Source organism: Nonomuraea sp. H19, from assembly GCF_052068215.1.
Lineage (GTDB): Bacteria > Actinomycetota > Actinomycetes > Streptosporangiales > Streptosporangiaceae > Nonomuraea.
The window spans coordinates 1-24835 of sequence record NZ_JBQHCV010000055.1; the positions used below are offsets into that span (position 1 = coordinate 1).

Genomic DNA, 24835 nt, shown 5'->3' on the forward strand with positions numbered 1-24835 from the left:
ATGGTCTGGTACGGGCGTGTCGCTGGAGACTGTGGGGATGCTGTACGTGAACGGATGGCTTGCGACGATGCAACGCGACATTTCGGCGGCCCTGCCAATGCTGGAGGAAAGCCGCATACTGGCCGAACAGAGCGGCGATGGCGATTGCCTCGCTTACGCCACCGGTCTTTCCGGAATGGCCGTGCTCTACGAGGGACACCCGGAGAAAGCGGCGCCGCTGCTCCGTGACGCGATTGAGGGACACGCCGCCTGCGGTGATCAGTACGGGATTACGATGGCGTCGATCGTCCTGGCCTCCGCGTTGTATGAATTGGGCGATGCCGGGCGCGCGGATGCGCTCACCGAGGAGTGCTTGGCACGCAGCGAAGACCATGGCGAGAGCTGGTGTCGTGTCTGGGCGCTGACCTGGCTCGCCATGGACATATGGACGCGCGGCCAGCCTTCCGCGTCAGAGTTCATGAACCAGTTCCGGTCCGAAACACCTATCAGCCGCGGGTAGTTTGATCATCCCGTGGAAGAGGTTGGAGCAGGTGGCAGGACCACACAAGGACCCCAGACCGTCCCAGACGCAGGCGAGCCAGGCGGGTAAGCGTACGCGGCTGGCGCCCTCGATGAAGTACCAGGTGTTCGTCGAGGTGCTGACCGGACAGTCGACGCAGGGCCAGGCGGCTGAGAAGTACGGCGTGAACCGGATGACCGTCAACGCGATCTGCAAGACCGCCAAGCAGGGCGCCTTGGACGCGCTGGCCGGCACCTCCACCGTGGGCCGGCCGGGCAAGAGCCCCGAAGCCGTAGAACTGGAGGCGGCCCGCAGGGAGATCGAGCGGCTGCGCGCGACGGTGACCGAGCAGGCCATCGCCTTGCACCTTGAACCGCCCCGACTTTGATGGAGACCTCAACGGTTGATTCCGACGGGTTCGTTGGGTTGGTGTTGAGCGTAGTAGAGAGCTTCAAACTCCTCTGGTGGCAGGTGCCCGATCGACGAGTGCAGGCGGGTGGAGTTGAACCAATTCACCCATTCGGCGGTGGCCAACTCGATGTCGGCCAGGCTGCGCCAGGGCCCCCGTGGCTTGATCAGCTCGGTCTTGTAGAGGCCAATCTGCGATTCCATCAGGGCGTTGTCGAGCGCGTCGCCGACGGTGCCGATGGAGGCGTCGATCCCGGCCGCCACCAGATGCGTGGTGAACCGGAAAGACGTGTATTGACTACCGGCATCGCTGTGATGAATCAGCCCAGGCTCGAGCGGCTGGCCAGCGCGCTCGCGTCGCCACAACGCCATGTCCAGGGCGTCCAGCACGAGCGTGGTGTGCTTGGTCAGTGAGGCGGCCCAGCCGACGATGGCCCGGGAGTAGACGTCGACGACGAAGGCGACGTAGACGATGCCGCACCAGGCGGCCACGTGAGTGAAGTCGGCCACCCAGGCGGCGTTGGGACGGTGCGCGGTGAAGTCACGCTGCAGCCGATCGGCCGCCCGCTCATGGCCGGGATCGGCCACGGTGGTGCGTATCTTCTTGCCGCGCCGGGCGCCTTGCAGGCCGAGGGCGCGCATGCGCCGCTCGACGGTGCAGCGGGCCACTTGGTGTCCCTCGCGCTGAAGCTGATGCCAGATCTTCCGAGCGCCGTAGACGCCGTAGTTGGCGGCATGGATGCGCTGGATGTGGGTGTCCAGTTCGGCGTCGCGCAGGGTGCGGGTCGAAGGTGGGCGGTTCTTGGTGGCGTAGTAGGTGCTGGTGGAGATTGGGCAGCCGTGCTTGGTCAGGACACGGCAGATCGGCTCGACACCGAACACGTCGGCGTGCTGGTCGATGAAGGTCACGAGTGCGTGTGTGGCCGGTCGAGCTCGGCCGCGAAGAAAGCCGACGCGGCCTTCAGGATCTCGTTCGCGCGGCGGAGTTCGGCGTTCTCCCGGCGCAGCCGCTTCAGCTCGGCTGATTCATCGGTGGTGCGGCCTGGCCGGCTGCCTTCGTCGATCTGGGCCTGGCGGACCCAGGTGCGCAGTGTCTCCGCGGTGCCGATGCCGAGTTTGGTCGCCACCGCGTTGATCGTGGCCCACTCGGTCGGGTAATCCGGCCGCACCTCGGCGACCATCCGAACCGCACGCCTGCGCAGCTCTGCGGGATAGGGGGACTTGCCTGGCATGGACTCGATCCTCTCAAGAGATCAAGTCTCCACTGAACCGGGGGCGATTCACCTGCACCAGGGAAAATCGCCTTGGGACTGAATGCCGGCCTGGTCCCGCCGCGAGTCGACGCGAGCGTCAAGGCCGGTCTGCTGGAACTCATCGGCTTCGCGGCGCGCCAGGGCGGCTGGTCGACGCGGCGGGCGGCGGCCACCTTGGGGCTGGATCACGTGCGGGTGCTGCGCTGGCAGGCCCGCGCCGTGCTCGGCCGCCTGGACGATGCCAAGCCCGGTCCCGAGGTGGCGCTGCACGCGCTGCTGCCGTGGGAGCGCGAGGCGATCGTCAAGATCGCCGAGGAGTGGCTGGAGATCGACCGCTCGCACCGCAAGCTGGCTCACCGCGGCTCGCGGCTGGAGGCCTTCTACGCCTCGGAATCGACGGTGCTGCGGGTACTGCAGGCGGCCGGGATCACGGCCGTCGAACGACCCCGTCGGGAGCGTCGGCCGCGCCGGGAGCTGCCCGGCTGGGCCGAGCTGGTGCCGGGCGTCATCACGATCTACGACTTCACCCATTTCCGGGGTCTGCGCCGCTGGTGCGTGATCGCGGTGATGGACGTGGTGTCGCGGTATTGGCTGGCCACCGTGGCCTCGCCGGAGGAGACCTCGACGCAGGTCGAGGTGGCCTACACGCGGGCCTTGGGCGTGCTGGGCAAGGCCCATCTGCTCGATGATGAGGTGTTCCTGGCCGAGCTGCGCGGCGGGCAGGTGCCCGACCATGACGCCTTCCCGGTGCTGCTCGCTCTGTCGGACAACGGGCCGCAGATGACTTCCTCGGCCACCCGGGTGTTCATGGCCGGCGCGCGCATCGCCCAGCACTTCGGCCGGCCCGGCACGCCGAACGACCAGGCGTGGATCGAGTCGCTGTTCGGGCACGTCAAGGACGAGCACCCGCACCTGGACAAGATCACCGACCCGGGTGAGCTGGAGGCCGAACTGGACGCGATCCGCACGTTCTACAACAAGGTGCGGCTGCATGAGGGCATCGGCTACGTCACGCCCGACGACGAGCACCAGGGCCGCGGCGAGGCAATCCGCGCCGCCCGCCGCGCCGGGCTGCAGACCGCCCACGAGGCCCGGGTTGCGGCCCGACGCCAACTACGCCAAGATCCCCCATAACCCCTCTCGCGGCTGATGGGTATTTCCGGCCCGATCTGGTGCATTTTCTCTGACACACCTCGCATCCTCGAACCGCCGCAGGATCGGCGGCAGCAGCCGGACGTTGGCGCTGGGGATGACACCGACGCGTAGGCTGCCACGCTCATGCTTCCGGGCTGCGGCCACCTCCTGCTCCAGCGCTTCCACCTGGGTGAGGATGAGTGTGGCGCGGCGGCACACGGCGCGCCCAGCCGCCGTCAGGCTCACCCCGTGGTTGCCCCGCACCAGCAGCGCGACCCCGAGCTCGCTTTCCAAGGCGCGCAGCGCGTGGCTGACGGCAGACTGCGTGGTGGCCAGTTCCTCGGCGGCCCGGGTCATGTTGCCGGTGCGTGCGACCGCCTGCAGGATCCTCAGTTGGGTGAAGGTCATAGCGCCGCGCGCAGCAGGCCGACGACCAGCGGGTGCGGGGCCTCAGGACGCGAGCGGGTTTGCGGCACGAACAGGGTGGCCACGTAGTAGGGGTGGCCGGGAATCTCCAACACCCGGGCCTCGCCATCACCGTCCACTCCTGTGACTGAGAAGCCACCGTCGTGCAGGGTCTCCTGCCGGCTGGGGTCGAGACCGAAGTTGCAGTAATACTCCTCTTCGACCTCGGTCCGTCCGTACAGTGCGGCCACTCGGGTACCGGGGACCAAGGTGACAGGCATGGTCTTGCCGGCCAGCGAGCAGGCCAGTTCCGACACGAAGAGGGTGGAGGCGTATGGGTCGTACTCTGCGTGCTGTGCGTCCTCGTAGCCGAGCACGTGGCGGGCGTACTCGATGACCATGTGCTGGCAGCCGCCGCACGTCCCAAGGGTGGGCACGCTGTGCTCGCGGCCGTGCCGAAGCGCGGCGAGGGCGCCGCGCAGGCTGCGGTACGGACTGCCGGGCGCGCACCACAACACGTCGGCGGCCTTGACCTCGGCCAGCTCAGATTCGAGCGGTTTGGTGGCCAGCCAGCGGACGTCCACCCCGATGCCGAGGTGCGCGGCGGCGTGCTGCAGCGCGTCGTCGGTAGCCACGTGCGGAGGAAAAGCTAGGTCGCGGTCGCCAATGACCGCGACGCGCAGAGATCGGTCCATGGCCTCACTATGCGACGTTCCGGCCTGAGCACCAATACCGGACCATGCGTGCGCCATGAGCAATCGCTCATATCCAGGCGGGAAGCCTCGCAAATTATCCCCTCGCCTCTGTCGAGGGAGCCCACAGGCGTGCAGACCACTTCGCGCATCCGTGCACACGACTTCGGAAACTGACACCGGCCCTGAAATCCTCGAGCGCCAGACCCGACTTGCGGAACGCCTTCTCACACAAATCACACAGGACCTGGGTGCGCGAGATCCGGTCGCAGGCTGTCACCGTGCAGCGGGTAGGCCACCGTGCACCGGTTGCCGACATCGCCGGTGAACAGCCTTGTCGCCGCATCCCACTCCCCGGGCCGCCAGGGCGTCGGCGTGTTCACCGCCAGCCACTCGGCCCAGGCCGCAGCCGCCCCCCGGCGCCAGCGCCCCCGGGGCCACCTCGCCCTCGGCCGGGCTGCGCAGAGCGATCACCTTGCCGACCACGCTGTCGATGAGAGCCCACAATCCGTTACGTCGCGCCAGGTCTGACCCACCGCGATGCTCTTGGGGCTCTCGTGGGACACCGTCACGCCGCGCGTTCGACGTGCGGCGGGCGTGAAATCGCAGCCCGGGATCGAGGTCGGGGGCAGCCGCTCCTCCCGCCCGGCGGCGGTCACGTGGCGGGCGTGGGTCATCCGCCCGGCGGAAGCGCGGCGACCCGGACCTGGTAGGACATCTCCTCGGTCGGCTCTTCCCGGTACGACAACCGGCGATCTGCCGGTCGTCGAGATAGAGGCCGACATCGACGAGCACGCCGAGATGACCCAGGCCGATGTTGGCCGCCCGCTTCTTGTCCTGCAGAGTGGCGGCGACCCCGCCGAGCAGGGTCATGGCGTCGCTGGTGCGATGGCCGGGCGGGCAGCGCAGGACGAGGTCGAGTTCTGTCGGCTCGGTCAGCGGGCTCCAGCCGCTGCGCCGGGCGGCGGCGCTCGCGGCTTCGAGGAGTGCCCGGAGGCGGGTGGCCTGGCGATGACCGGCGCGACGATCGACAGTCCCTCGGTCTTGACCGGTGGCAGTCCGCTGACCTCGAACGACAACGTAAGTGCCCGGGCGTTCGGCACGGCGTACCTCCTCGTTGAGACGATGCTGCCGAACCGATCGCCCAAGCGTACGCATTTCGCCGATACGCCAGCGCGGAGAGTCGGGTCAGACCCGCGGGGCGTAGCGCTCGCCCACGACCTGCCGGGCGAGTCCATCGAGGGCGGCGTGGTCGTCCGCGGTGAGCTCGACAGCCAGGGCCGCCGCGTTCTGCTCCAGGTAACGCACGCGCTTGGTGCCGGGGATCGGTACGACGTCCGTTCCCTGGGCGATCACCCAGGCCAGAGCGACCTGGACGGGGGCCACGTTACGGTCCCTGGCCAGGTTTACCACGGTGGTGGCGAGCGCTCGGTTGGTGGTGAAGTTCTCACCCTGCCAGCGTGGGTTCCCGCGCCGGAAGTCGGCGGTGGCGAACTGGTCGACATCGGGGTACGCGCCGGTCAGGAAACCCCGGCCGAGCGGGCTGTAGGCCACCAGTCCGATTCCGAGCTCCCGTAGCACCGGCAGTAGCTCGTCCTCGATGTCCCTGGTAAACAGGGAGTACTCGTACTGGCCCGCGGTGATCGGGTGTACGGCGTGCGCCCGCCGTACGATTGCCGGCTCGGCCTCCGAGATGCCGAGGTGCCGGACCTTGCCGGCTTCCACCAGCTCCTTGAGCGCGCCCCAGGTGTCCTCGATCGGTATGGTCGGGTCGACCCGGTGCTGGTAGTACAGGTCGATGTAGTCCACGCCGAGCCGCGCCAGCGACGCGTCGCAGGCCTTCCTGACGTGCGCGGGGTGGCCGCTGATGCCCTGCCACGTACCATCCGCGAGGCGTTTGACGCCGAACTTGGTGGCCAATATGACCGCGTCACGGCGACCGGCGATGGCCCTGCCGATCAGTTCCTCGTTCGTGAACGGCCCGTACATATCCGCGGTGTCGAGGAAGTTGATGCCGAGGTCGAGGGCGCGGTGGATGGTGGCGATCGACTCGGCATCATCGCCAGGGCCGTAGAACTCGCTCATCCCCATGCAGCCCAGGCCCAGCACCGGCGTGCGTAGCCCCTGACCAAGAGTGTGCTGCTTCATCTGTCGTCCTTCGCCAGCTCAGGAAAGTGTCGGCCAGCCGGACGTCCTGCCTTTGTCGGTAGCACGTCCGGCGGGCCCGAGTTTCAGAAGGTGATGACAACCTTGCCGCGGGTGTGCTTGGTCGCGAACTCGCCGACGGCATCGACCGCGCTGCTGAACGGGTGGGTGGCACCGACCTCGACCTCGAGCGTGCCGGCGGCGGCCCGGTCGACCAGATCCTGGAGCTTCCCAACGCCGCCCTCCACACCCATATAGATGGCGCCGACGCCACGGTCGAACTCGGGCTGGCCGCCGAGCGGCGAGACCAGCCGGCCGCCTGGCTTCGCGGCCGCCGCGGTGGCCGCCAGGCCAGGACCGGCGTTGACCAGGTCGATAACCACGTCGACCCCACCCGGTCGCAGGGCCAGCGCCTGCTTTGCGGTGTTACCCGAGGTGTAGTCGATGATCTCCTGGGCGCCGAGGCCGCGTACGTAGTCGGCCTCCGATGGGCCGGCGGTGGCCAGTACCTGGGCGCCGGCGTGCGCGGCCAGCTGGACGACGAACGACCCGACACCGCCGGTGGCGCCGACGACCAGCACGCTGTCTCCCGGGTTCACCGCGGTGGCGGTCAGGACCGCGTGGGCGGTCATCCCGGCCACGGGCAGCGCCGCGGCCCGTACGGCATCCAGGCCAGCCGGGCGGCGTACGACGTTTGGCCCATCGTTGGCCAGCGTGTACTCGGCGAGCGCGCCGGCGGCGCCGTACGTGAACGCCACCACTTCGTCGCCGACGGCGAAGTTCGTGACGCCCGGTCCGACCGCTTCGACGATTCCGGTCGCGTCCAGCCCGAGCAGGAACGGATGCTTCACCGGCATGTGCTCACGCATCTCACCTGTGGAGAGCTTGACATCCAGCGGGTTGAGCGCGGCCGCCTGCACCTTCAGCAGGATCTGCCCTGCGGTGGGAACAGGAGTGGGTAGATCGGTGATGACCAGATCCTCGACAGGACCGTATTCGCGCGAGACCAGAGCTTTCATGTCGGACAACTCCCTCGTCTATTCCTTAATCTGAACGTGTTCAATTGCGGGGCCGGTCCCAGCGATGCCGGCCCGGTGTGTCAGGCCACGGCTCGCCGCAGCAGATCCTCGTAGACCGCTGGGTCGTTCTTGTCGATCATCGGGAAGCCGACGCCCCAGTCGTGAACCATGTGGATGTCGACGCCGGGTTGTACTCGTGGCCGCCGTCCGGCGTGAAGACGTGCGGGCTTCCCCGTACGACGTCGGTGCGTGCGATGGCGATCTGGTCCTGCAGGACACGTCGCGCCCGGCCCGCGACCAGCGTCGCCAGATGCCCCCAGGGGCAGCCGATGTCGCTCCACACGACGATGGGTTCCCGGCGCAACGTCCATGCAGGTGCCCCTCCGCTTCGAGTAGCGACGCCTTGTACGACGCTGAAACAGTAGCTACCCGCAACTATTGCGTCAAATGACGGTTGGGCTGTGCTACTGTAAGCTCATGGCTGATGCTGGTACCCGACCTCCGTCGCTGCTCGCTCTGCCGTCGTACCTAGCCTCACAAGCGGCCAAGTACGGGTATCGGCAGCTGGAAGCGGTACTGGCCGAGCATCACCTTCTGCTGGGACACCACGCGGTCCTGGCCGCCCTTGACGACTTCGGTCCGCTGTCCCAGCAGCAGTTGGCCGATTCGCTCGACTTCGACAAGAGCCACCTCGTGGGTCGCATCGACCATCTGGAGGAGCGAAACCTCGTCACCCGGACCAGAGATCGGGTGGACCGGCGTCGGCACCAGGTGGCGCTGACCCCCGTGGGCAAAGTGCTCGTGGGCAAGCTGCGGCCAACAGCGCAGGAGTCGCAGCGACAGTTTCTCAGTGCATTGTCGGCGACCGAGCGGGAGACCCTCATCTCGTTGCTGCAGCGTGTCCTAGCCGCCAACGACGCCGTCCGACACGGCCTCGGGAACGACGACGTACACCCCTGACTTACTGGCCGGCGGCCCGCGGGTCTATGCCCCTAATGTCGTAGTGTGATCGAGCGAATCTGTAGCGTTATGCCTAGCTGGTGGGCGTGGTTGTGCTGAGATGCTGCTGATGCACCCGAGGTGCCGCAGGGTTGCCGCCCTGCTCGCTCAACCCCGAGCACGCCGAGCGGTGGACCTGGTTCATCCTGGCCGCCTACACCCAGCTCCGCTTGGCCCGCGCCTTCGTCACCGACCCACGCCTGCCCCGGGAGAAACCCCTGCCCGCCAACCAGCGGACATCTGGTCGAGTGCGACGCCGATTTCGCTCCACACGCGCAACTCGGCACCCCCGCCAGCGGACCAAACCCTGCGTCCCTACCAGGCCGTCCCCACGGCACCACCCGTGGTCCTGCACCCCACCACCCGGCCTAGCGGTTGAGGCCGAAGAGCTCTCTCGTGGCTTGGACGGCGTCGGGCTTCCCTCGCACGTGGAGGCGGCCGGTGGAGACAGCGGTGAGCGACGCGGCGGGATCGCGCCCGATCTCGGCGAGGGCCGCGGCATCGGCGAAGGTCAGGACGGCATCGGGATCGTCGGCGTAGCCGGGGCAGGTGTGTAGCACGCCGTCGGCGATGCGGCCGTGTATGGCGTCGGCGCCTACTCTGAACTCCACGGTGAGGGATAGAGCCTGGGCCCGCTCTGGCCGGAACATCGCCTGCAGTGACGGCGTGATCCAGTGGATCTGGAAGGCGTCGTCGGCCTGCTCCCCGAGCAGGCGCATGCCGAACCGGGCCAGCTCGGTCATCGCCGGTTGCAGATCCCGGCCGAGCGGCGTCAGCTCGTACACCTTCGACGCGGCAGGCGCTGGGAGCGTGCGGCGACTGACGATTCCGGCTTCTTCCAGGACCTTCAGGCGGGTGGCGAGCATGTCGGTGGAGATGCCCGCGAGCCCGCCGAGCAGATCGACGTAACGTCTCGGCCCGTTGAGCAGCTCCCGCACGACGAGCAGGGACCACCGCTCACCGACCACGTCAAGTGTCTTGGCCACCGCGCAGTAGTGGCCGTAGGTCCGCGATGCCATGACGGGAGCCTATCGCATGTCTCGCCGAATCAAAGCTTCCGCTTTGAAACTCGTACTTAGAACTTGATTTTTCCAAGTGATCGTCCGAAGCTGGTGCAGCGGCAGGCCCCGACAAGACCTGCCACCACGAAACAGCCTGGGAGAACACCTCATGACTCTCGTCGACACCGACCCAGCAATCACCGCGGTCGCGGTCGAGCACCTGTGCGACTTCGCCATCACCTTCCAGACCATGCAGACCTTCTCCACCCCACTGGGCACGCGCATGATCGCGGTCATCGACCACGGAAGCGTCGAGGGACTGCGGCTGCGCGGCGAGTTCCTGCCCGGCGGCGGCGACTGGATCATGGTCGGCTCCGACCGCGTCGCACGCCTCGATGTCCGGGCAACGCTCCGCACCCATGACGACGAGCTGGTGTTCGTCACTGTCACCGGTCGCGCCACACTCTCGGACGAGGCGATCGGCCGGCTGTGGGCCGGCGAGACCATCGGCTGGAACGAGATGCACGCACGGTCCGCGCCCCTGTTCGAGACCGGCGCGAACCGCTACGCGTGGCTGAACTCCACCGTCGCCATCGCCGTCAACGAGCTGTCCCTCGACCACGTCAACTACCGCGTCTACAGCATCCAGTAATCCGGCCAGCGATAGGAGGCAGACCGCCATGCCCACCACCACACCGCCCTCACCTGACGTCAGAGCACTCTTCGACACCTACGCCGCGACCTTCGCCACCCACGACGTGGACGCGATCCTCGCGCTGCACTCACCCGGAACCCAGTTCTGGCTGCACAACGGAGAGCAGCCGATCCACGGCCGATCCGCAGTCCGCGACACCTTCGCCACCATGTTCGCCCAGTGGCCCGAGATGGGATTCGACATCTACCGCGTCATCGTCGGTGACCGCCACTGGGTTCTCGACTGGGCACTCACCGCCGTTCTCACCGACCCGGATGGCAATCGACGCCCGATCCGCTTCGACTGCCTCGACGTGGTCACGCTCGACGACAACGGACTGGTCGAACGCAAGGACACCTTCATCGACCTTCCCCAGGCCCAGGCCGCGCTCGCCCCCGCAGCGGCGGCCGGATCCAGGGGCCACTCATGACACCGAAAGTCGGAGTGTTCCTGCCGGCCCGAGAAGCACTCCTCAACGGCACCCCCCTCGCCGAGGTGCTCGACTTCGCGAAACAGGCGGAGAACACCGGATTCGACTCGGTGTGGACGGGTGACTCATTGCTCGCCACTCCCGTCCCCGAACCGCTGACCTTGCTGAGCGCGGTTGTGGCTCGAACGACCCGGATCACCATCGGCACCGCCGCCCTCCTGCCCGTCCTGCGCAACCCGGTCACGCTGGCGCATACCCTGGCCACCCTCGACCAGCTGGCCGATGGACGACTGGTGCTCGCCCTGGGCAGCGGCTTCGGCCTGCCCGCCAACCGCGCCGAATTCGAGGCCGTCGGCGCGTCCTTCGACCAACGCGTCGGCCGGCTCCTGGAAACCGCTGAAATCTGGCGACAACTGTGGACCGGCGCCCGAGTCACCTTCACCGGCCGATACTGGACCCTCCACGACATCGCCATCGAACCCACACCCCAGCAAGCCGGTGGCCCGCCGCTGTGGCCGGCCACCGGCACGACCGCTGGAGCCCGCCGGGCCGGCGAACGATCCGACGGCCTGCTGCCCTACCCGCCGACCGCCGAGCAGTACCGCGAGCTGACCACCACCGCATATGCCGCCGCAAGCAAAGCCGCCCGCGACAGCGCCCACATCACACCCGCGCTGATGGTCACGATCGCCATCAACGACGACCCCGAACAAGCCCGCAAGGAGCTGGACCACTACGTCCGAACCTTCTACGGCTACCCGTTGGACGCCGTTTCGCTCCTGCAGGCCTGCTAGGCCGGCCCGCTCGACGGCTGCGTCGAATGGCTACGGTCCTACTGGAACGCCGGCGCGCGCCACATCCTGCTGCGCATAGGAAGCCTTGACGCCACCACGCAACTGAGCACCGCCACCCGGGTACTCGACAACATCCACAGTGGCGGCTTCCAGGTTGCAGAGACCTGAGCTTGTCATTTTAAGTCCTGATCTTCGTGTTTAGCCTGTTCAATGCGCATGGGGATCTATCACCCGCGCAGCTGGGTGCGCCAGGCGGAGGTCGATGCGCTGGCCGCGACGCGCACCAGCACGTCCCGCGGCCCGATGGCAGGGGTGGGCAGCTCCTCCACGACCAGCGGCTTGTTCGGTTCATACGAGACGGCGACCTTCATCGGGCGTCTCTTTCCAGGAGTTCGGGGGAACGCCGATAGTGCGCGGTTCCAGGTAGCTCTGCAGGCCCTCGGGGCCGAGCTCGCGGCCGAGGCCCGACTCCTTGAATCCGCCGAAGGGCGTCAACGGCATGGGCGACGGGCTGCCGTTCACGGTGACACCGCCGGTGCGCAGGCGCCGGGCGATGCCCAGGCCGCGGGCAGGGTCGCCGGTCCACACACTGCCCGACAGCCCGTAGCGGGTGTCGTTGGCGATACGGACCGCGTCGTCATCTCCGTCATGCGGGATGAGCCACAGGACCGGCCCGAAGATCTCCTCCTGCGCCACCCGCATGGCGTTGTCGACATCCCCGAGGATGGTCGGCTCGACGTACCACCCGTTGGGCAGATGGCTCGGACGTCCGCCGCCGGTCACCACGCGGAAGCCCTCGTTCAGCTTGATGTAGCCCTCCACGCGGTCGCGCTGCCGCTCGGCCACCAGCGCGAGCACGGCCAACTTGCCGCCCAGCTCCAAGGAGACCCGTTTGACCTGGTTCTCGTACAGGCTCATGATCCGCTTGCCGGCCGCGGTCGGCCCGGTGAAGGCGACCTTGTCGGTGCCAGGATGGGTCACCAGATGCCCGCCGACCGCCCGATGATGGACTCAGGCAGATCCGTTAACTCTCATTAGGCTACTTTGCCCTGGTAACGGCGACCCGAGTGCCGGACCGAAAAGATCGCTCACCAGCCGCGGGCGATCCACTCGCCGAGGTGTGGGCGTTCGGCGGCCACGGTGGTATCGGGGCCGTGCCCTGGGTGGATGTGGGTGGTGCCAGGAAACCTGAGAAGCCTCCGTACGGATCGGATGATGACCTCGAAGTCCGACAGCGGAGGACCGGTGAGCCCCGGCCCATTGGGGAACAGGGTGTCCCCGGTGAGGAGATGCCCGTCCACCGCCAGCGTCAGCCCTCCCGGGGTGTGTCCGGGTGTGTGCAGGACGCGGACCGGCAATGGCCCGAGGCGAAGTACCTCGCCGTCGCGGATCGGCGTGAACGTGCCGTCCCACAGTGACGCATCGGGACGGAAGGCCAGCAGCGCGGGGTCACACGCGAGAAGGTCGGCTGTCGCGGTGCCCGCGTCCCAATGACCCATGCGGCGCGCGGTCGCGATCTCGTGCGGCCACACCGGCGCGTCGGCGGGGTGCGCGAGGATGGGAACGCCCAGCGCCGCTGCGATGTTGGGCACGGCCAGAACGTGATCGAAGTGCGCATGAGTGAGGAGCACGGCGACCACGTCCAGGTCCTCGACGGCGGCCAAGACACGCCCCGGCTCGTCGCCGGGGTCCACGATGAGCGCGCGGCGGTCGCCGTGGGCGTGCAGAATCCAGCAGTTGGTCTCCAGCACGCCGACGACGACCCGGCGCAAAACGGCGGTCACGCCGAAGCGACCCGCTTGAGCAGGTCGTCGTACACGTCGGAGTCGTGGGAGTCGACGACGGGGAAGCCGGCGGCCCATGAGCCGTCCCAGTGAACCTGGATGCCGGGGTTGTGGATCGTGGTTCCGTCCTGGAAGCGGAACGTCGGGCTACCCGAGATGGCATCGGTCTGCGAAACGGCGAAGTCACCCATGACGTCGGCGCGGTGTCGGCCGCTGTCCAGCGCGGCGGCCAACCTGGTCACGTCGATGATGCCATCCGGCAGTTCGCTGGCGACGTCGAGGATGACCTGCCGGTGACTGATCGACTGGGAGTGTGTCCAGAACGCCCGTCGCAACGCCAGATCGAGCGCCTCTCCGGCTTTCAGGCCCTGCGCGTTCGCGGCGTGCACGGCTTCCGCGGCCAGCAGCACGGTATGGGGGTAGAGGTCGTCGGCGGCCGTCCAGATCCGGAACTGCGCGTCGGGCTCGATCTGCCCGAGCCCGACGGCCTCGGTGTCCGTGCCGCGGCGGGGGTGCGGACCGTTGAACAGCTCCAGCGGGAACGTCCGGTGCTCTATCTGCAGGTCGAGACGGAGGCGCTCACGCGCCCGGCGCAACCGCAGCAGGCCGACGTAGGCGAATGGGCACAGCAGGTCCGACCAGACCTGAACCGTGCCGGTCGCGACCGGCGGCGGTGCGGCGTCGTCGTCGATGGTCGTCATCCATGCTCCTGATGTTCGGTGCCAGCGGGGTTGGTGGTGAACCGGTCGGGGCGTAGCAGTACGGCGGTACGCCGCTCCGCGGCCATCACGCGGTCGTACTCGACCAGGTCGGGATGGTTGCCACCGGCCGCGAGATATATGTCGCGCAGCAGCGCCGGCAATCGGTCCGGGCCGATAGCCTGCGACGGATCGTCGGGGCCGGCAAGCTCCACGGATCCACGGGCCGCAACCCACTCCCAGCCAGACCGGAAAACAAGCGTGGCGTGCGGGTCTGCGCGCAGGTTCGTCAGTTTCGCGGTGCCTCCGCGTGCGACGAAGGCGACCGTGGTCGCCCCGGTGACCGGATGTGGCAGGACACCGGCGTTGACGACACTGACGGACGGCTGCCCGTCCGGGCGCAGTGTCACGAGCACCGCGAGCCACCGCTCCGCGCCGCCGTGCGCCCGGACGAGCCGCAGCCCCTCCTCCTCGGAAAGAGCCATCAGAAGTCCTTGGCGATGTCCCTGGCCCGCGCATCGGCCGCGCGCCGCGCATCGTCCCCGTCGCCGGTGAGAGTGGGATGGAACCGCATCTCCTGGATGTCGGTCAGGCCAGTCCAGCGCAGCCAGTCGTTGAAGAAAGTCGACTGGAAGTCGGTGCCGAACTCCGGGCCGAGCGGCGGCCCCCAAACCGCGCTCGTGTAAATCACGGCAACTCTCTTGCCACGCCCTACGAGCTGGTGGCCATAGCCGGTCACGGGGTCGACCGTGAAGATCCAGCCCGGCTGGCTGACCACGTCGATGAACTGCTTGAGCACGTACGGCACCGACGCGTTCCACATCGGCACACTGAACAGCAACCGGTCTGCGGAGTCGAATCGTTCAAACGTCTGCCGTGCCGCGGCCCATGCCTCGGCTTCGGCGTCCTGCGGCTCGTTCCCACCGAACACCGTCATTTTCGCCTTGGCACCGACGGCGAAGTCCGGCAGCGAGCCATCCCACAAATCCCAGTGCTCGACCTCATCACCAGAGTGGGATTCCTGGTACGCCTCCGTAAACACCCGTGCGATCCGCAACGATTCCGACGCCTCGTCGCGCGGCGAGGCAGAGATGTGCAGCAGCTTGCCCATGGGATTACCTCCAGAATGATTCGGACCATGGTCCGGTTCTCGCCTGAGCACTCTACGGACCGGAGTCCGGTTAAGTCAACAAATAGGCGTTGACCTGGACTACAGTCGGACCCATGAAAGACGTCGTCGCATCGCATCGGAGGAACCTTGCCCCTTCTGTCCGGCGGGGCGCCACACGAGCGGGCGGACGCGGCTCGCAACCGGATGAAGGTACTCGCCGCAGCGGAGCGGCTGTTCAACACCCGTGGGGTCGCCGCTGTGAGCATGGACGACGTCGCCGCTGCCGCTGGCGTCGGCAAGGGCACGCTCTACCGGCGATTCGGCGACAAGTCCGGCCTCGCGGCGGCGCTCCTTGGCGAACGTGAGTCCGAGCTGCAGACTGCGATGCTGAGCGGGCCACCCCCACTGGGCCCGGGTGCACGACCCGCCGACCGGCTCGCTGCCTTCGCCGCTGCCTACCTCGCCTATGTCGACGCCCACCTCGACCTCGTGACGTTGTCCCAGACCGCGAGCGCCGGGGCGCGGCTCCGCACCGGCTCGCACCGGCTGTGGCGGCAACATTGCCGGATCCTGCTCACCGCCGCCGGCGTCCCGGACCCTCAGATCCGTGCCGACACGCTGCTCGCGGCCCTGACCGCCGAGCAGGTCCGTCACTGGCGTCGGGACGAGAACCGGCCCCTGCCCGCTCTCACCGCCGCGGTCGTCGCGATCAGCCGTCACCTCGCGACGGCCTGACGAATATCAAAGCGCTCCTACAGGTGTTCGCGGAGGGCAAGCAGGTGGGCCCCTACCACCTGGGGCGAAGGTCGGCCGGACACGGCCGGCGCGGTCGAAGCCGTGGCGGCGAGCCACCTTCACCCCTCCGGCCTCCGCTTGAGGGAGACCTTCTCCTGCGACGTCGGGTATTTCAACTGTCCGAATGCCTCAAGCAGCTTTCTACTGTGCACCTATATAGCTGTTAGGGCCTGGAGCTGCGACGATTGGCATCGAAGATCTGCTGGAGTTGGCGGCTGTCGTCCACGCCTGCAGATCTGTCGCCACAGCTCCCCGCACTAATGGATGTGCTCACTCGGCGTAATCTCGGTACGGGGTTGTCAGGCAGCGGCTGGTGTTCTTGCCGCCTTCACGAAGTCGGCGGCGCGGGCCGGGTCTACGGCGTTCCAGGTGTGACCGTCGATCTTGAGGTCGCTGCCGACGATGCAGCCGTCCGCTACGGACAGGAATTGGGCGATCGTGTCCCGTCGAGCACCGGTGTTGAGGAGGACGGGCACGTCGGCAGGGGTGGCCTCCCGCACGGCCCGCACGGTGGAGAGGTCCGGGCCTGCGCCGGCCATCGGACCGGACACGAGGATCGTGTCGGCGAGGCTGGACACGACGGCGGAGCGAGCCGTTGCCGGTGCCTGGCGGGTGCCGATCGGGGAGGCGAACTCCGGGGTGACGTTCATGAAGATCGCGAGATTGTCGGCGTCGAGCCGGCGGCGTTCGCGAAGGGTGTGGGCGCAGTTGGTGTTCCACAGTCCCATGTCGGACTCCCACACGCCGGTGGTCACCTCACGGATGAAATCCGCCTCGCATGCGACGGCGGCCGCGAGTGCGATGCGCGGGTCCCAAAGGAAGTCGACGCCGAAGGGCAGACCAGACGGGCGGCATTCGGTGACGATGCGGGTCATCACCGCCGCGGACTCCGGCCCGGCGTTGAGTTCGTAGGGACGGTCGTTCTCGTTGCAGAAGAGGATGGCGTCGAAGCCCGCGTCGACGAGGATCTCCACGTCTCGGCGGACGTGGCGGATCATTCCCGCGATGCCCTCACGATCGTCGTACAGGGGGGTCCCGGGCAGGGCTGGCACGTGAGCCATGGCGATAAGCGGTTTGGTGTCCGATCCGAAGATGGCGTGGAACCGGGAAGGCATGGGGTCTGGCCTTTCGTGTGAGTGAGCTGGATGCTTCACGACGCTGGGATGTCGAGGGCTTGGCTGGTCACTGCCGTGATGATCGCGGCGGATTCGGAGACATAGCAATCATCGTGCGCGGACTTGGGAGGGACGACGTACAGAGGAGTGCCGCATGCGCGGGCCCAGTGGCGGGCGATGGTCAGTGGGTGCAGCGGGTCGTGCCGGGTGCCGATGACGGCGACCGGCGGCCGGATACGGCGCAGATCGCCCAGGTCGGCGAACGGGGTAGACAGCGGCATGTGTTCGAGGCGAAGACGCCGTTCGGCCGCATGAGGAGATCCGAACTGATCCATCAGGCTGTCCGCGACGGTTGGTGATTCCGCTCGTACGGCGCGGTAAACGGGAGATCGCGCGAACTCGGCCGCGGCGGAGGCGGCGTCCAGCGTCGCCAGAAGATCCGCGATGGTCCTGAACGCCCGGAGGTTGGGAGGGTCGGTCTGGTCCTCCCAAGCGGGCCGGATGAAGACGAGCCCGGCGAGGGCCTCGGGACAGTGAAGGGCCAGTGCGGCGAGAACTCCCGCTCCCATGGAGATTCCGACGCCGATGAGCGGCGGCTGTATCGCACGGGTGCGTAGCAGAGCTGTGATGTCGGCGCTGAACCGCTGGAAGGTGAAGTCGCTCGCGTCTCCGATCAACGGGGTCAGACCGTGGGCACGCATGTCCGGTATCAGCAGGTCGCAGGGGAGCCCGGCCAGGTGCGGCAGGAACGCGTCGAACTGCGTGGAGTCGCCGCCCAGCCCGTGCAGCAACAGCATGGTTCCCGAAGCCGGCGTGTCCGGCCGTCGCAACGTCACGTGAGCCGCCTCGGCGTAGCGGTTCGACGAGGGCGACGCGCTCACGTGTTCCTCGCTGCGTGGAGTTGGCCGCGCAGATACTGGCCGGATCGGGAGGCGTCGTCCTCGGTGGCGTCCTGGATGATGATCGGCACCGCTCGGCCGAGTCCGAGGGTGCGGCGGCAGATCATCGTGTAGTCGAGATCCCCACGCCCGAGCGGGGCTGGCCCGGCGGCGGTGAGGTCCTTGGCCTGCAGGCCGATGATGTGGTCGCCGAGCAGGTCGAAGGCCTCGTTGACGACGTCGTCCTGGCGGTGGATGGTCTGCGGCGCTACCAGGTTGCCGGGGTCGAGGACGATGCCGATGTGCCGGGCGTCGGATCCTAGTTCGCTGATGAGCCGGTGGGCACGCTGGGCGGAGTCGACGACGTTGGCGGCCTCGGGCTCGATGCCGAGCTTGACGCCGGCATTCGATGCCGCCTCGAGCAGGGCATCGAGGGTGGAGCGCATGTCGGCCCAGGCCGCGGTGGAGCGATTGTCCGGGTGGCCGGTCCACATGTCGTCGGCGTTGAGCGTCCCGCTGCACAAGGTGACCGCGGTGACGCCGAGCAGCGGCGCCATCCCGATCAGCCGCGCCGCCTGGCTGGTCTGCCGGAGCCGGCGGGCTCGGTCGGGGTGGATGATGTTGTAGGTGGCCGACAGTCCCCAGACGGTGACGCCGGTATCACGGAAGTCCTGGCCGACGGCGCTGACGGCATCGCGGGAGAGGTCAGGTGCGAGCGTCGGCATGGCGATCGCCGAGAAGTTGAACTGGGCCAGGCGGAAGCCTGTCTCGGTGACGGCAGTGGCGACCTCGCGGGCGGTCGTCCGGGGAAAGGTCCGGGCGAAGACGCCGACTTCTAGGAGCGTCATGGGTGGGTCACCGGCTGGCCGACGGCGTCGCGGACGGCCTCGACGATCCTGAGTGCCTCGATGCCGTCCGAGGCGGTGGGCTCGGCGCGCGTGCCGAGGAGGATGGCCCGGGCGAAGGCCTCGATCTGGCGCTCGTAGGGGTCGCTGTCGCCGAAGACCGGCTCGGTGTAGGCCTGGGTGGCCTCGTCGAACACCCTAACCGAGCTCGGTTGCCTCGTGAACGGGAAGGGGCAGCGCAGCCGGACGTGTCCGGCGTCGCCGTAGAGGTCGAACCCTTCGGACCATTCCGCGTGGACGCTTGCCGTCACCTCCAGGCTCAACGCGGCCCCGTCGTGATATCGGCCCAGGGCATGCCAGCTGTAGTCGCGTTCGCCGTGGGACAGGATCGCGCTGTGGATGGTGTAGTCGCCTGCCAGGTAGCGCAGCAGGTCGAAGGTGTGGATGCCGTGGGTGGCCAGGAGATGCTCCGCGCGGTGGATCGCCTTGTACTCCAGCTCTTGTGACCGCACGGCCGGGTCGACGATCAGTGGAGGGAACAGGGTGGTCTCGATCGGCTCGCGAAGTTTCGACATCACGCGGTACCAGCCGACGACACTGCGAAGGGGACCGATCCCGGCGACAGCTTCGGCAGCGTACTGCACGCCGGGGTCGAACCGCTTCATGCTCGCGACCTGCAGTTCCAGTCCAGCCGAGTCGGCCAGATCTCGCAGGTGCTCGGCTTCGGCGACGGTGGCGGCGAGGGGCTTTTCGACGATGACGTGCTTGCCCGCCCGCAACGCCTGCTCAGCCACCTGGGCGTGGAATCGGTCGGGAACGGCGATCAGCACGGCATCGACCGGTGCATCGAGCAGGTCGGCGACGTCGAGGAGGGCACGTGCACCGTAGCGGCTCGCCATGGCGTCGGCCAGCGTGGCGCTGCCGTCGCACACCGCTGTGAGCTCGACGTTCTCGGCTTTGACGATGGCCGGCAGGTGTGCGGCTTGCGAGATGCGTCCGCATCCGATGACGGCCAGGCGAATGTGTTCGGACACGATGTGGGGTGGTCTCCTCCGATGCGTGGCCCAGCGTTCTACAACGGCTGCACCTGATTTGACCATGGGTGGCCGCCCGGCTGGGTCCAGTGATTGACTTGGTCGCCACAAGAGCACAACATGCACGGAAGCGTGCGTCAAGGTTGCCAATGCGTGCGTTTCGGAGTGCGCGTTCCCGCTTGATCGGAGGACGGTCAGCCGTCGGCGAGGGAGACCGTGCGCAGCCGAGATCCGTAGAGTGCGCGTTCGTCGTCGGTGATCCCGTCGTCGGTGATGAGCAGGGAGACCGCGTCGAGGGTGCAGACGGGCACCAGGGCGCGCTTGCCGAAGCTGGGGCTGGCGGCGATGACGGCGACCTGCTGGGCGGCCTTCAGCATGGCCTGCTTGACGGGGAGCTCGACCATGTTGATGTTCGTGATGCCGGCCTGATGGTGCACCGCCTCCGCGCCGAGGAACGCCCAGTCGGCGTGCAGCCGTTCGAGCTCCGTGACCGTGGACGGGCCGACCAGCGTGTACGCGGTCTCAATGGGAGATCCGCCCGTGACATGCACGCGGACGGTCGGGTCGCCGGCGAGGCAGACGGCGATCATCAGATCGTTGGTGACGACGAGGACCTCCTTCTTCTGGCGGCGCAGTGCGAGGGCGAGCCGGTATGTCGTCGATCCACTGTCCAGGATCACCGACTGGCCGTCCTTGATCAGGTCGGCCGCGGCGTCGGCGATGGCGGCCTTCTCTGCCTGGTTCGCGGTCCGCCGCACGTCGTAGGGGACGTCGACGGCGGCGGTGGGCTCGGCTGGCAGAATGCCGCCACGGGTGCGCTTGATGAGGCCGGCGCGCTCGAGATGGGCCAGGTCGCGCCGGATCGTCGAGCCGTCGACCTCGAACTGGTGCGCCAGCCCACCGGTACCCACATACCCCTCCAGCCGCACCTGCTCCAGAAGTGCGCGGCGGCGCTCCGCAGATCGCATGTGATCCTCCTAGTGTGCATGAGAAACTGCACGCATCGTACTTCTTGACGCACGATTCACGTCCAGGTCATGCTCCCTTGCACATAAGTGTGCATGACGGTCATACCGAGACTAGAGCCGATAGGCCGGCCTCGGCGGTGCGTCAGGAGGGGAAGCAATGGCTGGCGGTTTGGCGATAGGCGTCGACGTCGGCGGCAGCAAGGTCGCCGCCGGGCTGGTGGACCAGCGAGGCCAGGTTCATCGTCGGATGTCCCTCCCCACACCCAGCCGGCACGGACCGGCGGCCGTCATCAGCCTGATCGCGGGCATGTGCCGTGATCTCGGCAGCCGTGCGGCCGACCCGGGACTGTCCGTCGGCGTCGGCAGCCCTGGTGTCGTCGATCCCTTTAGCGGGACCGTCACTGCCGCCACCGACACCCTGCCTGGCTGGAAGGGCATGGATCTTGCGGGCGAGCTGGCGAAGGCGACGGGCTTGCGCGTAGTCGTCGGCAATGACGCGAACGCCTTTGCCGTCGGAGAACACCTCCATGGAGCCGGCCGCGGCGCGTCCGATGTCATGTACGTCACCGTCGGGACGAGTGTGGGCGGCGCGCTCGTACTCCAGGATCGGCTCCTGACCGGCGCCCACCACCGCGCCGGCGAACTCGGCCATTTCCCGATCTTCGAGGCCGGCCACGGCGTCTGCAGCTGCGGACGCGCCGGACATCTCGAGACCGTCGCCTCGGGGCCTGCGATCGCCGCCGCGTACGCCCGCCTCGTAGATGACGGCACGCCCCGCGATCTGAGGGAGGTGGCCGAACACGCGCGTCGTGGCGACGCCGCCGCGGTCACCGCGCTCAGCCGGGGGGCGGAGGTTCTCGGCAGGACTCTCGCGGGCCTGGCCGGGGTGTTCGACCCGCGGCGGGTCGTGGTCGGCGGCGGCGTCTCCCAGATCGGTGCCCGCTATTGGGCTCCCCTTCGCGACGCCTTTCACAACGGCGCGCTTACCGTCTCACCGGCGGTGGAGATCATGCCCGCAGCGCTTGGTGACGATGCCGGCATTGTCGGCGCCGCCGCACTCACCGTCCACAGTCTCGATTCAACACATCACGGGCGCGGCATCACGCCAAGCCGCTGACCAGGAGGAACCGATGAGGAAGAAGAGCATCGTCCCGCTGCTCGCCACAGGTGCGGCCGTATTGCTGCTCGCAGGGTGCGGCGGCGGCACGGGAGCCGGCGACGCCGCATCCGGCGGCGGTGACGGCGTGAAGGAGCTGAGAGTCATCATCGCCGAGTACAGCAAGGACCACACCAAGACGTTCTGGGACGCGTTCGCCAAGAAGTACGAGGCGCAGACAGGCGTCAAGCTCGACCTGCAGATCATCAGCTGGAACAGCATCGACCAGCAGACCAGCACCATGATTCAGAACGGCAATCCGCCGGACATCCTCAACCTCAACGCCTACGCCAGCTACGCCAAGGACGGGCTGCTTTACCACTCCGATGAGGTGCTGCCGGCCGCGACGAAGGCCGACCTCATCGACGCCTTCGTCGAGAGCGGCACCTACAACGGCAAGATGTACGGCTTCCCTGATCTGTCGTCGGCCAGGGCGATGTTCTACAACAAGGACCTTTTCCGGCGCGCCGGCATCTCCGCACCCCCGAAGACCTGGGACGAGTTCGTGTCGGACGCGCAGAAGATCACAGCGCTCGGCGACGGCGTAGTCGGTTACGCCCAGCCGCTCGGCCCCGAAGAGGCGCAGGCGGAGTTCTCCATCTGGGCCTTCAACAACGGCGGCGCCTGGAAGACCGACGGCAAATGGTCGATCAACTCCAGCAAGAACATCGAGACACTGCAGTTCCTCAAAGACCTGTCGACAAAGCACAAGGTCACCCAGAACAACCCCGGCAAGACCAACCGGACCGACGGCGCGTTCGCGCTCTTCGCCTCAGGCAAGGCCGGCATGGTGGTCGGCCTGTCCCAGCTGTCCACGAACCTGGACAAGGACAAAAAGGTCAACTACGGGATCGCACCCATGCCCACCAGAGACGGCGGCGATCCGCAGACCTACGGCGTCACCGACTACCTCATGGCCTTCAAGAAGAACGGCAATCAGGACGCGGTCAAGAAGTTCTACGAGTTGTACTACCAGCCCGACCAGGTGAACACGTGGATCAAGGCCGAAGGCTTCCTCCCCGTGACCGAATCCGGGCTGAAGATCTTCGCGTCCGACCCAGCCCTGAAGGTCTACCTGGACACCTTGCCCAACATCCACCTGACCCCCACCGACGACCCGGCATGGGACAAGGTCAAGCTTGCCGTGCAGCAGCAGCTCGGAGCCGCGGTCGCGCCGGACGGGAACCCCGCCGCCGTACTGGGCGAGCTGCAGAAGATGGCCGAGACGAGTGGCTGAGGTGAGCCGCCGCCCTGTGCCGGCGCGCGCCGCGCTCGCCTGGCTCGGGGCGGGGCTGCTGCTGATCGGCGGCGTCGTGCTCTATCCCGTGTACGAGCTGGTGCGCGCGTCGCTGTCGCGTTACTCCATCACCGGACTGCGCCTGGGCGATGCGGGCATCGACAACTACCTCCGCGTCCTCGAGCAACCAGCTCTGGGCTCTGTCCTGGCCAACACCGCGATCTGGGTCTTCGGCGTCACCGCGCTGACGGTCGCCATCAGCCTGGCGCTCGCCCAGTTCCTCGCCAAGGAGTTCCCCGGCCGCCGTGTCGTCCGCTGGTCGGTCATCGTGCCGTGGGCCGCCTCCCTGGTGATCACAGGACGGCTGTTCACCCTGATCTACGATTACTACCACGGCATCCTCAACCGGCTGCTGATGGACCTGCATCTCACGAGCCAGCCGATCGACTTCCTCGGTGACGACCGATGGACGATGCCCTCGATGATCGCCGTCGGTGTGTTCGCCTCGGTCCCGTTCAGCACGTATGTCCTGCTGTCCGGACTCAACGGCATTCCCGGTGACGTGTTCGAGGCAGCCCGGATCGACGGTGCGGGCCCATGGAAGACCTATCGCGCCGTCACCCTGCCACTCCTGCGCCCCGCGCTCGTCGTCACCGTCGTCCTCAACATCATCTATCTCTTCAACTCCTTCCCGATCATCTGGACGCTCAATGAGCGCAACCCCGGCTTCACCCACGACACGACCATCACCTTCATGTACAAGCTCGCGTTCAAGAGCGCCGAGCACGACGTCGGCCAGGCCGCCGCCGGCGGCATCTTCAACGTGCTGCTGATCCTCATCGCCGTCGTCGCATACCTACGCGCCGTCAAGTGGCAGGAGGCCGGCACCCGATGACCCGACTCATACCGATCGGCAGGATGCGGATCCGGCGCTACGCCCTCACCGCCGCCGGGCTCGCCGTCGCGGCGGCCTTCCTGGCACCGTACGCGGTCATGGCGCTGGACTCGCTACGGCCGAGTTCGGAGGTGCTGCAGTCGCCGGCGACGTTCCTTCCGAGGACCTGGACGGTCGACGCCTACCTCGAGATCGCCGGCGACACCCGGTTCCAGAACTGGCTGAAGACCTCGCTCGTCGTCGCCGCCGCCTCCACGGTCGTGGTGCTGCTCGTGTCGGTCCCGGCCGCCTACTTCACCGCCCGTCATCGCTTCCCCGGCCGACCGGCGTTCCTGTTCCTGGTGCTGGTCACGCAGATGTTCTCGCCCACGTCACTCGTCGTCGGCCTCTACCGCGAGTTCTTCGAAATCGACCTCGTCAACACCTACCTCGCGATCATCGTGACGAACGCGGCCTTCAACCTCGCCTTCGCGATCTGGATCCTGCACGCATTCTTCGCCGCGATCCCGCCCGAGCTGGAGGAGGCGGCAGAGCTTGACGGGTGCGGACGCGTCGCCACGCTCCTGAGGGTCATGCTGCCCCTGGTCAAGCCCGGCGCGGTCACCGCGATCACCTTCACCTTCATCGCGGCGTGGAACGAGTACGTGGTGGCCCTGACCCTCATGCAGGACGACGACAAGAAGCCGCTCACCGTGGGGATCAGCTCGTACGTGACCGGCTACGAGCAGCATTGGGACCAGCTCTTCGCCGCCTCCGTCATCGCGATCGTGCCGGTCGTCATCCTGTTCACCGCGATCGAGAAACACCTTGTCGGCGGTCTGACCGCAGGCGCAGTCAAGTAAAGGG

The 24835-nt window shown here is 67.6% G+C and carries 29 protein-coding genes and 2 pseudogenes; 12 read left to right on the top strand and 19 right to left on the bottom strand.

Annotated elements, in window-relative coordinates:
• Positions 1-499 (top strand): annotated as a pseudogene (locus ACTMTI_RS53780) (hypothetical protein); the annotation flags it as partial.
• A gap of 31 nt (positions 500-530) precedes the next feature.
• Positions 531-887, top strand: coding sequence for a hypothetical protein (locus ACTMTI_RS53785; RefSeq protein WP_441128846.1), 357 nt, complete (start codon positions 531-533; stop codon positions 885-887).
• Positions 888-895: 8 nt separating this feature from the next.
• Here the strand turns inward: ACTMTI_RS53785 and ACTMTI_RS53790 are convergent.
• A protein-coding gene (locus ACTMTI_RS53790) for an IS3 family transposase (RefSeq protein ID WP_441128847.1) occupies positions 896-2139 on the bottom strand; the annotation gives its coding sequence in 2 pieces (ribosomal slippage) (positions 896-1857 and positions 1857-2139; 1245 coding nt in all).
• A 72-nt stretch (positions 2140-2211) separates the two neighbouring features.
• On the opposite strand from ACTMTI_RS53790, the gene ACTMTI_RS53795 reads away from it, so the two are divergent.
• Positions 2212-3294 carry a transposase gene (locus ACTMTI_RS53795; protein WP_441128848.1) on the top strand — a complete coding sequence of 361 codons (1083 nt, stop codon included), beginning with the start codon at positions 2212-2214 and terminating at the stop codon, positions 3292-3294.
• Here the strand turns inward: ACTMTI_RS53795 and ACTMTI_RS53800 are convergent.
• The 5 genes from ACTMTI_RS53800 to ACTMTI_RS53820 form a co-directional block, all read right to left on the bottom strand.
• Complete coding sequence (locus tag ACTMTI_RS53800; RefSeq protein WP_441128849.1) at positions 3274-3702, bottom strand: LysR family transcriptional regulator; 429 nt, start codon at positions 3700-3702, stop codon at positions 3274-3276. The genes ACTMTI_RS53795 and ACTMTI_RS53800 overlap by 21 nt on opposite strands.
• On the bottom strand, positions 3699-4451 hold the full coding sequence (locus tag ACTMTI_RS53805) for a CTP synthase C-terminal region-related (seleno)protein (RefSeq protein ID WP_441128850.1): 753 nt from the start codon (positions 4449-4451) through the stop codon (positions 3699-3701). The genes ACTMTI_RS53800 and ACTMTI_RS53805 overlap by 4 nt, the downstream gene beginning before the upstream one ends.
• 875 nt (positions 4452-5326) lie before the next feature.
• Positions 5327-5494: a hypothetical protein gene (locus ACTMTI_RS53810; protein ID WP_441128851.1), complete on the bottom strand. Its 168-nt coding sequence runs from the start codon at positions 5492-5494 to the stop codon at positions 5327-5329.
• Positions 5495-5579: 85 nt separating this feature from the next.
• Positions 5580-6539 (bottom strand): aldo/keto reductase, encoded by a 960-nt coding sequence (locus tag ACTMTI_RS53815; RefSeq protein WP_441128852.1) that lies wholly within the window; start codon positions 6537-6539, stop codon positions 5580-5582.
• A gap of 83 nt (positions 6540-6622) precedes the next feature.
• Positions 6623-7555 carry an NADP-dependent oxidoreductase gene (locus ACTMTI_RS53820; protein WP_441128853.1) on the bottom strand — a complete coding sequence of 311 codons (933 nt, stop codon included), beginning with the start codon at positions 7553-7555 and terminating at the stop codon, positions 6623-6625.
• 477 nt (positions 7556-8032) lie between these two features.
• On the opposite strand from ACTMTI_RS53820, the gene ACTMTI_RS53825 reads away from it, so the two are divergent.
• Positions 8033-8515, top strand: coding sequence for a MarR family winged helix-turn-helix transcriptional regulator (locus ACTMTI_RS53825; RefSeq protein WP_441128854.1), 483 nt, complete (start codon positions 8033-8035; stop codon positions 8513-8515).
• Positions 8516-8922: 407 nt separating this feature from the next.
• Here ACTMTI_RS53825 and ACTMTI_RS53830 read toward each other — a convergent pair whose 3' ends face one another.
• Positions 8923-9573, bottom strand: a complete 651-nt coding sequence (locus ACTMTI_RS53830) for a winged helix-turn-helix transcriptional regulator (RefSeq protein ID WP_441128855.1) — start codon at positions 9571-9573, stop codon at positions 8923-8925.
• Between the two features lie 151 nt (positions 9574-9724).
• Here ACTMTI_RS53830 and ACTMTI_RS53835 point away from each other — a divergent pair, with 151 nt between their 5' ends.
• Genes ACTMTI_RS53835 through ACTMTI_RS53845 form a run of 3 tightly spaced genes read left to right on the top strand, consistent with a single transcriptional unit; the run spans position 9725 to position 11473 of the window.
• A complete protein-coding gene (locus tag ACTMTI_RS53835; RefSeq protein WP_441128856.1) occupies positions 9725-10207 on the top strand; it encodes a DUF3237 domain-containing protein in 483 nt (160 codons plus the stop codon).
• 28 nt (positions 10208-10235) lie between these two features.
• The gene (locus ACTMTI_RS53840) at positions 10236-10679 is read left to right on the top strand and encodes a nuclear transport factor 2 family protein (RefSeq protein ID WP_441128857.1); all 444 of its coding nucleotides are present in this window, start codon (positions 10236-10238) and stop codon (positions 10677-10679) included.
• The gene (locus ACTMTI_RS53845; protein ID WP_441128858.1) at positions 10676-11473 is read left to right on the top strand and encodes an LLM class flavin-dependent oxidoreductase; all 798 of its coding nucleotides are present in this window, start codon (positions 10676-10678) and stop codon (positions 11471-11473) included. The genes ACTMTI_RS53840 and ACTMTI_RS53845 overlap by 4 nt, the downstream gene beginning before the upstream one ends.
• Positions 11474-11700: 227 nt before the next feature.
• Here the strand turns inward: ACTMTI_RS53845 and ACTMTI_RS53850 are convergent, their stop codons facing one another.
• From ACTMTI_RS53850 to ACTMTI_RS53880, 7 genes and pseudogenes are all read right to left on the bottom strand, one after another.
• Positions 11701-11844 (bottom strand): hypothetical protein, encoded by a 144-nt coding sequence (locus tag ACTMTI_RS53850; RefSeq protein WP_441128859.1) that lies wholly within the window; start codon positions 11842-11844, stop codon positions 11701-11703.
• Positions 11822-12331 carry an aldehyde dehydrogenase family protein gene (locus ACTMTI_RS53855; RefSeq protein WP_441128878.1) on the bottom strand — a complete coding sequence of 170 codons (510 nt, stop codon included), beginning with the start codon at positions 12329-12331 and terminating at the stop codon, positions 11822-11824. The genes ACTMTI_RS53850 and ACTMTI_RS53855 overlap by 23 nt, the downstream gene beginning before the upstream one ends.
• 9 nt (positions 12332-12340) lie before the next feature.
• Positions 12341-12463: pseudogene (locus tag ACTMTI_RS53860) on the bottom strand (aldehyde dehydrogenase family protein); the annotation flags it as partial.
• 98 nt (positions 12464-12561) lie between these two features.
• Complete coding sequence (locus ACTMTI_RS53865) at positions 12562-13257, bottom strand: MBL fold metallo-hydrolase (protein ID WP_441128860.1); 696 nt, start codon at positions 13255-13257, stop codon at positions 12562-12564.
• Positions 13254-13958, bottom strand: a complete 705-nt coding sequence (locus tag ACTMTI_RS53870) for a DsbA family oxidoreductase (RefSeq protein ID WP_441128861.1) — start codon at positions 13956-13958, stop codon at positions 13254-13256. The genes ACTMTI_RS53865 and ACTMTI_RS53870 overlap by 4 nt, the downstream gene beginning before the upstream one ends.
• Positions 13955-14440, bottom strand: coding sequence for a TIGR03618 family F420-dependent PPOX class oxidoreductase (locus ACTMTI_RS53875; RefSeq protein ID WP_441128862.1), 486 nt, complete (start codon positions 14438-14440; stop codon positions 13955-13957). The genes ACTMTI_RS53870 and ACTMTI_RS53875 overlap by 4 nt, the downstream gene beginning before the upstream one ends.
• Positions 14440-15066, bottom strand: a complete 627-nt coding sequence (locus ACTMTI_RS53880) for an FMN-dependent NADH-azoreductase (RefSeq protein ID WP_441128863.1) — start codon at positions 15064-15066, stop codon at positions 14440-14442. The genes ACTMTI_RS53875 and ACTMTI_RS53880 overlap by 1 nt, the downstream gene beginning before the upstream one ends.
• Positions 15067-15213: 147 nt before the next feature.
• On the opposite strand from ACTMTI_RS53880, the gene ACTMTI_RS53885 reads away from it, so the two are divergent.
• Positions 15214-15801 carry a TetR/AcrR family transcriptional regulator gene (locus tag ACTMTI_RS53885; protein WP_441128864.1) on the top strand — a complete coding sequence of 196 codons (588 nt, stop codon included), beginning with the start codon at positions 15214-15216 and terminating at the stop codon, positions 15799-15801.
• Positions 15802-16160: 359 nt separating this feature from the next.
• Here the strand turns inward: ACTMTI_RS53885 and ACTMTI_RS53890 are convergent, their stop codons facing one another.
• From ACTMTI_RS53890 to ACTMTI_RS53910, 5 genes are all read right to left on the bottom strand, one after another.
• A complete protein-coding gene (locus tag ACTMTI_RS53890; RefSeq protein WP_441128865.1) occupies positions 16161-16976 on the bottom strand; it encodes a BtpA/SgcQ family protein in 816 nt (271 codons plus the stop codon).
• 35 nt (positions 16977-17011) lie between these two features.
• Positions 17012-17857, bottom strand: a complete 846-nt coding sequence (locus ACTMTI_RS53895) for an alpha/beta fold hydrolase (RefSeq protein ID WP_441128866.1) — start codon at positions 17855-17857, stop codon at positions 17012-17014.
• The gene (locus ACTMTI_RS53900; protein WP_441128867.1) at positions 17854-18702 is read right to left on the bottom strand and encodes a sugar phosphate isomerase/epimerase family protein; all 849 of its coding nucleotides are present in this window, start codon (positions 18700-18702) and stop codon (positions 17854-17856) included. Before ACTMTI_RS53900 ends, ACTMTI_RS53895 begins: the two co-directional genes overlap by 4 nt.
• The gene (locus ACTMTI_RS53905; RefSeq protein WP_441128868.1) at positions 18699-19733 is read right to left on the bottom strand and encodes a Gfo/Idh/MocA family protein; all 1035 of its coding nucleotides are present in this window, start codon (positions 19731-19733) and stop codon (positions 18699-18701) included. The genes ACTMTI_RS53900 and ACTMTI_RS53905 overlap by 4 nt, the downstream gene beginning before the upstream one ends.
• Positions 19734-19927: 194 nt before the next feature.
• The gene (locus tag ACTMTI_RS53910) at positions 19928-20701 is read right to left on the bottom strand and encodes a DeoR/GlpR family DNA-binding transcription regulator (RefSeq protein WP_441128869.1); all 774 of its coding nucleotides are present in this window, start codon (positions 20699-20701) and stop codon (positions 19928-19930) included.
• A gap of 157 nt (positions 20702-20858) precedes the next feature.
• Here ACTMTI_RS53910 and ACTMTI_RS53915 point away from each other — a divergent pair, with 157 nt between their 5' ends.
• The 4 genes from ACTMTI_RS53915 to ACTMTI_RS53930 are packed head-to-tail and all read left to right on the top strand — an operon-like array spanning position 20859 to position 24831.
• The gene (locus ACTMTI_RS53915) at positions 20859-21818 is read left to right on the top strand and encodes an ROK family protein (protein ID WP_441128870.1); all 960 of its coding nucleotides are present in this window, start codon (positions 20859-20861) and stop codon (positions 21816-21818) included.
• A 13-nt stretch (positions 21819-21831) separates the two neighbouring features.
• Positions 21832-23094, top strand: a complete 1263-nt coding sequence (locus ACTMTI_RS53920; protein ID WP_441128871.1) for an extracellular solute-binding protein — start codon at positions 21832-21834, stop codon at positions 23092-23094.
• A 1-nt stretch (position 23095) separates the two neighbouring features.
• Positions 23096-23989, top strand: coding sequence for a carbohydrate ABC transporter permease (locus ACTMTI_RS53925; protein ID WP_441128872.1), 894 nt, complete (start codon positions 23096-23098; stop codon positions 23987-23989).
• On the top strand, positions 23986-24831 hold the full coding sequence (locus ACTMTI_RS53930) for a carbohydrate ABC transporter permease (RefSeq protein WP_441128873.1): 846 nt from the start codon (positions 23986-23988) through the stop codon (positions 24829-24831). The genes ACTMTI_RS53925 and ACTMTI_RS53930 overlap by 4 nt, the downstream gene beginning before the upstream one ends.
• Positions 24832-24835: the final 4 nt, after the last annotated feature.

Coding starts and splice junctions, on each gene's coding strand:
- ACTMTI_RS53870 (WP_441128861.1), bottom strand. CDS start 13,958: ATGACGACCATCGACGACGACGCCGCACCGCCGCCGGTCGCGACCGGC.
- ACTMTI_RS53820 (WP_441128853.1), bottom strand. CDS start 7,555: ATGAAAGCTCTGGTCTCGCGCGAATACGGTCCTGTCGAGGATCTGGTC.
- ACTMTI_RS53850 (WP_441128859.1), bottom strand. CDS start 11,844: ATGAAGGTCGCCGTCTCGTATGAACCGAACAAGCCGCTGGTCGTGGAG.
- ACTMTI_RS53880 (WP_441128863.1), bottom strand. CDS start 15,066: ATGGGCAAGCTGCTGCACATCTCTGCCTCGCCGCGCGACGAGGCGTCG.
- ACTMTI_RS53805 (WP_441128850.1), bottom strand. CDS start 4,451: ATGGCGCACGCATGGTCCGGTATTGGTGCTCAGGCCGGAACGTCGCAT.
- ACTMTI_RS53840 (WP_441128857.1), top strand. CDS start 10,236: ATGCCCACCACCACACCGCCCTCACCTGACGTCAGAGCACTCTTCGAC.
- ACTMTI_RS53875 (WP_441128862.1), bottom strand. CDS start 14,440: ATGGCTCTTTCCGAGGAGGAGGGGCTGCGGCTCGTCCGGGCGCACGGC.
- ACTMTI_RS53910 (WP_441128869.1), bottom strand. CDS start 20,701: ATGCGATCTGCGGAGCGCCGCCGCGCACTTCTGGAGCAGGTGCGGCTG.
- ACTMTI_RS53920 (WP_441128871.1), top strand. CDS start 21,832: ATGAGGAAGAAGAGCATCGTCCCGCTGCTCGCCACAGGTGCGGCCGTA.
- ACTMTI_RS53830 (WP_441128855.1), bottom strand. CDS start 9,573: ATGGCATCGCGGACCTACGGCCACTACTGCGCGGTGGCCAAGACACTT.
- ACTMTI_RS53845 (WP_441128858.1), top strand. CDS start 10,676: ATGACACCGAAAGTCGGAGTGTTCCTGCCGGCCCGAGAAGCACTCCTC.
- ACTMTI_RS53815 (WP_441128852.1), bottom strand. CDS start 6,539: ATGAAGCAGCACACTCTTGGTCAGGGGCTACGCACGCCGGTGCTGGGC.
- ACTMTI_RS53890 (WP_441128865.1), bottom strand. CDS start 16,976: ATGCCTTCCCGGTTCCACGCCATCTTCGGATCGGACACCAAACCGCTT.
- ACTMTI_RS53900 (WP_441128867.1), bottom strand. CDS start 18,702: ATGACGCTCCTAGAAGTCGGCGTCTTCGCCCGGACCTTTCCCCGGACG.
- ACTMTI_RS53835 (WP_441128856.1), top strand. CDS start 9,725: ATGACTCTCGTCGACACCGACCCAGCAATCACCGCGGTCGCGGTCGAG.
- ACTMTI_RS53825 (WP_441128854.1), top strand. CDS start 8,033: ATGGCTGATGCTGGTACCCGACCTCCGTCGCTGCTCGCTCTGCCGTCG.
- ACTMTI_RS53930 (WP_441128873.1), top strand. CDS start 23,986: ATGACCCGACTCATACCGATCGGCAGGATGCGGATCCGGCGCTACGCC.
- ACTMTI_RS53915 (WP_441128870.1), top strand. CDS start 20,859: ATGGCTGGCGGTTTGGCGATAGGCGTCGACGTCGGCGGCAGCAAGGTC.
- ACTMTI_RS53800 (WP_441128849.1), bottom strand. CDS start 3,702: ATGACCTTCACCCAACTGAGGATCCTGCAGGCGGTCGCACGCACCGGC.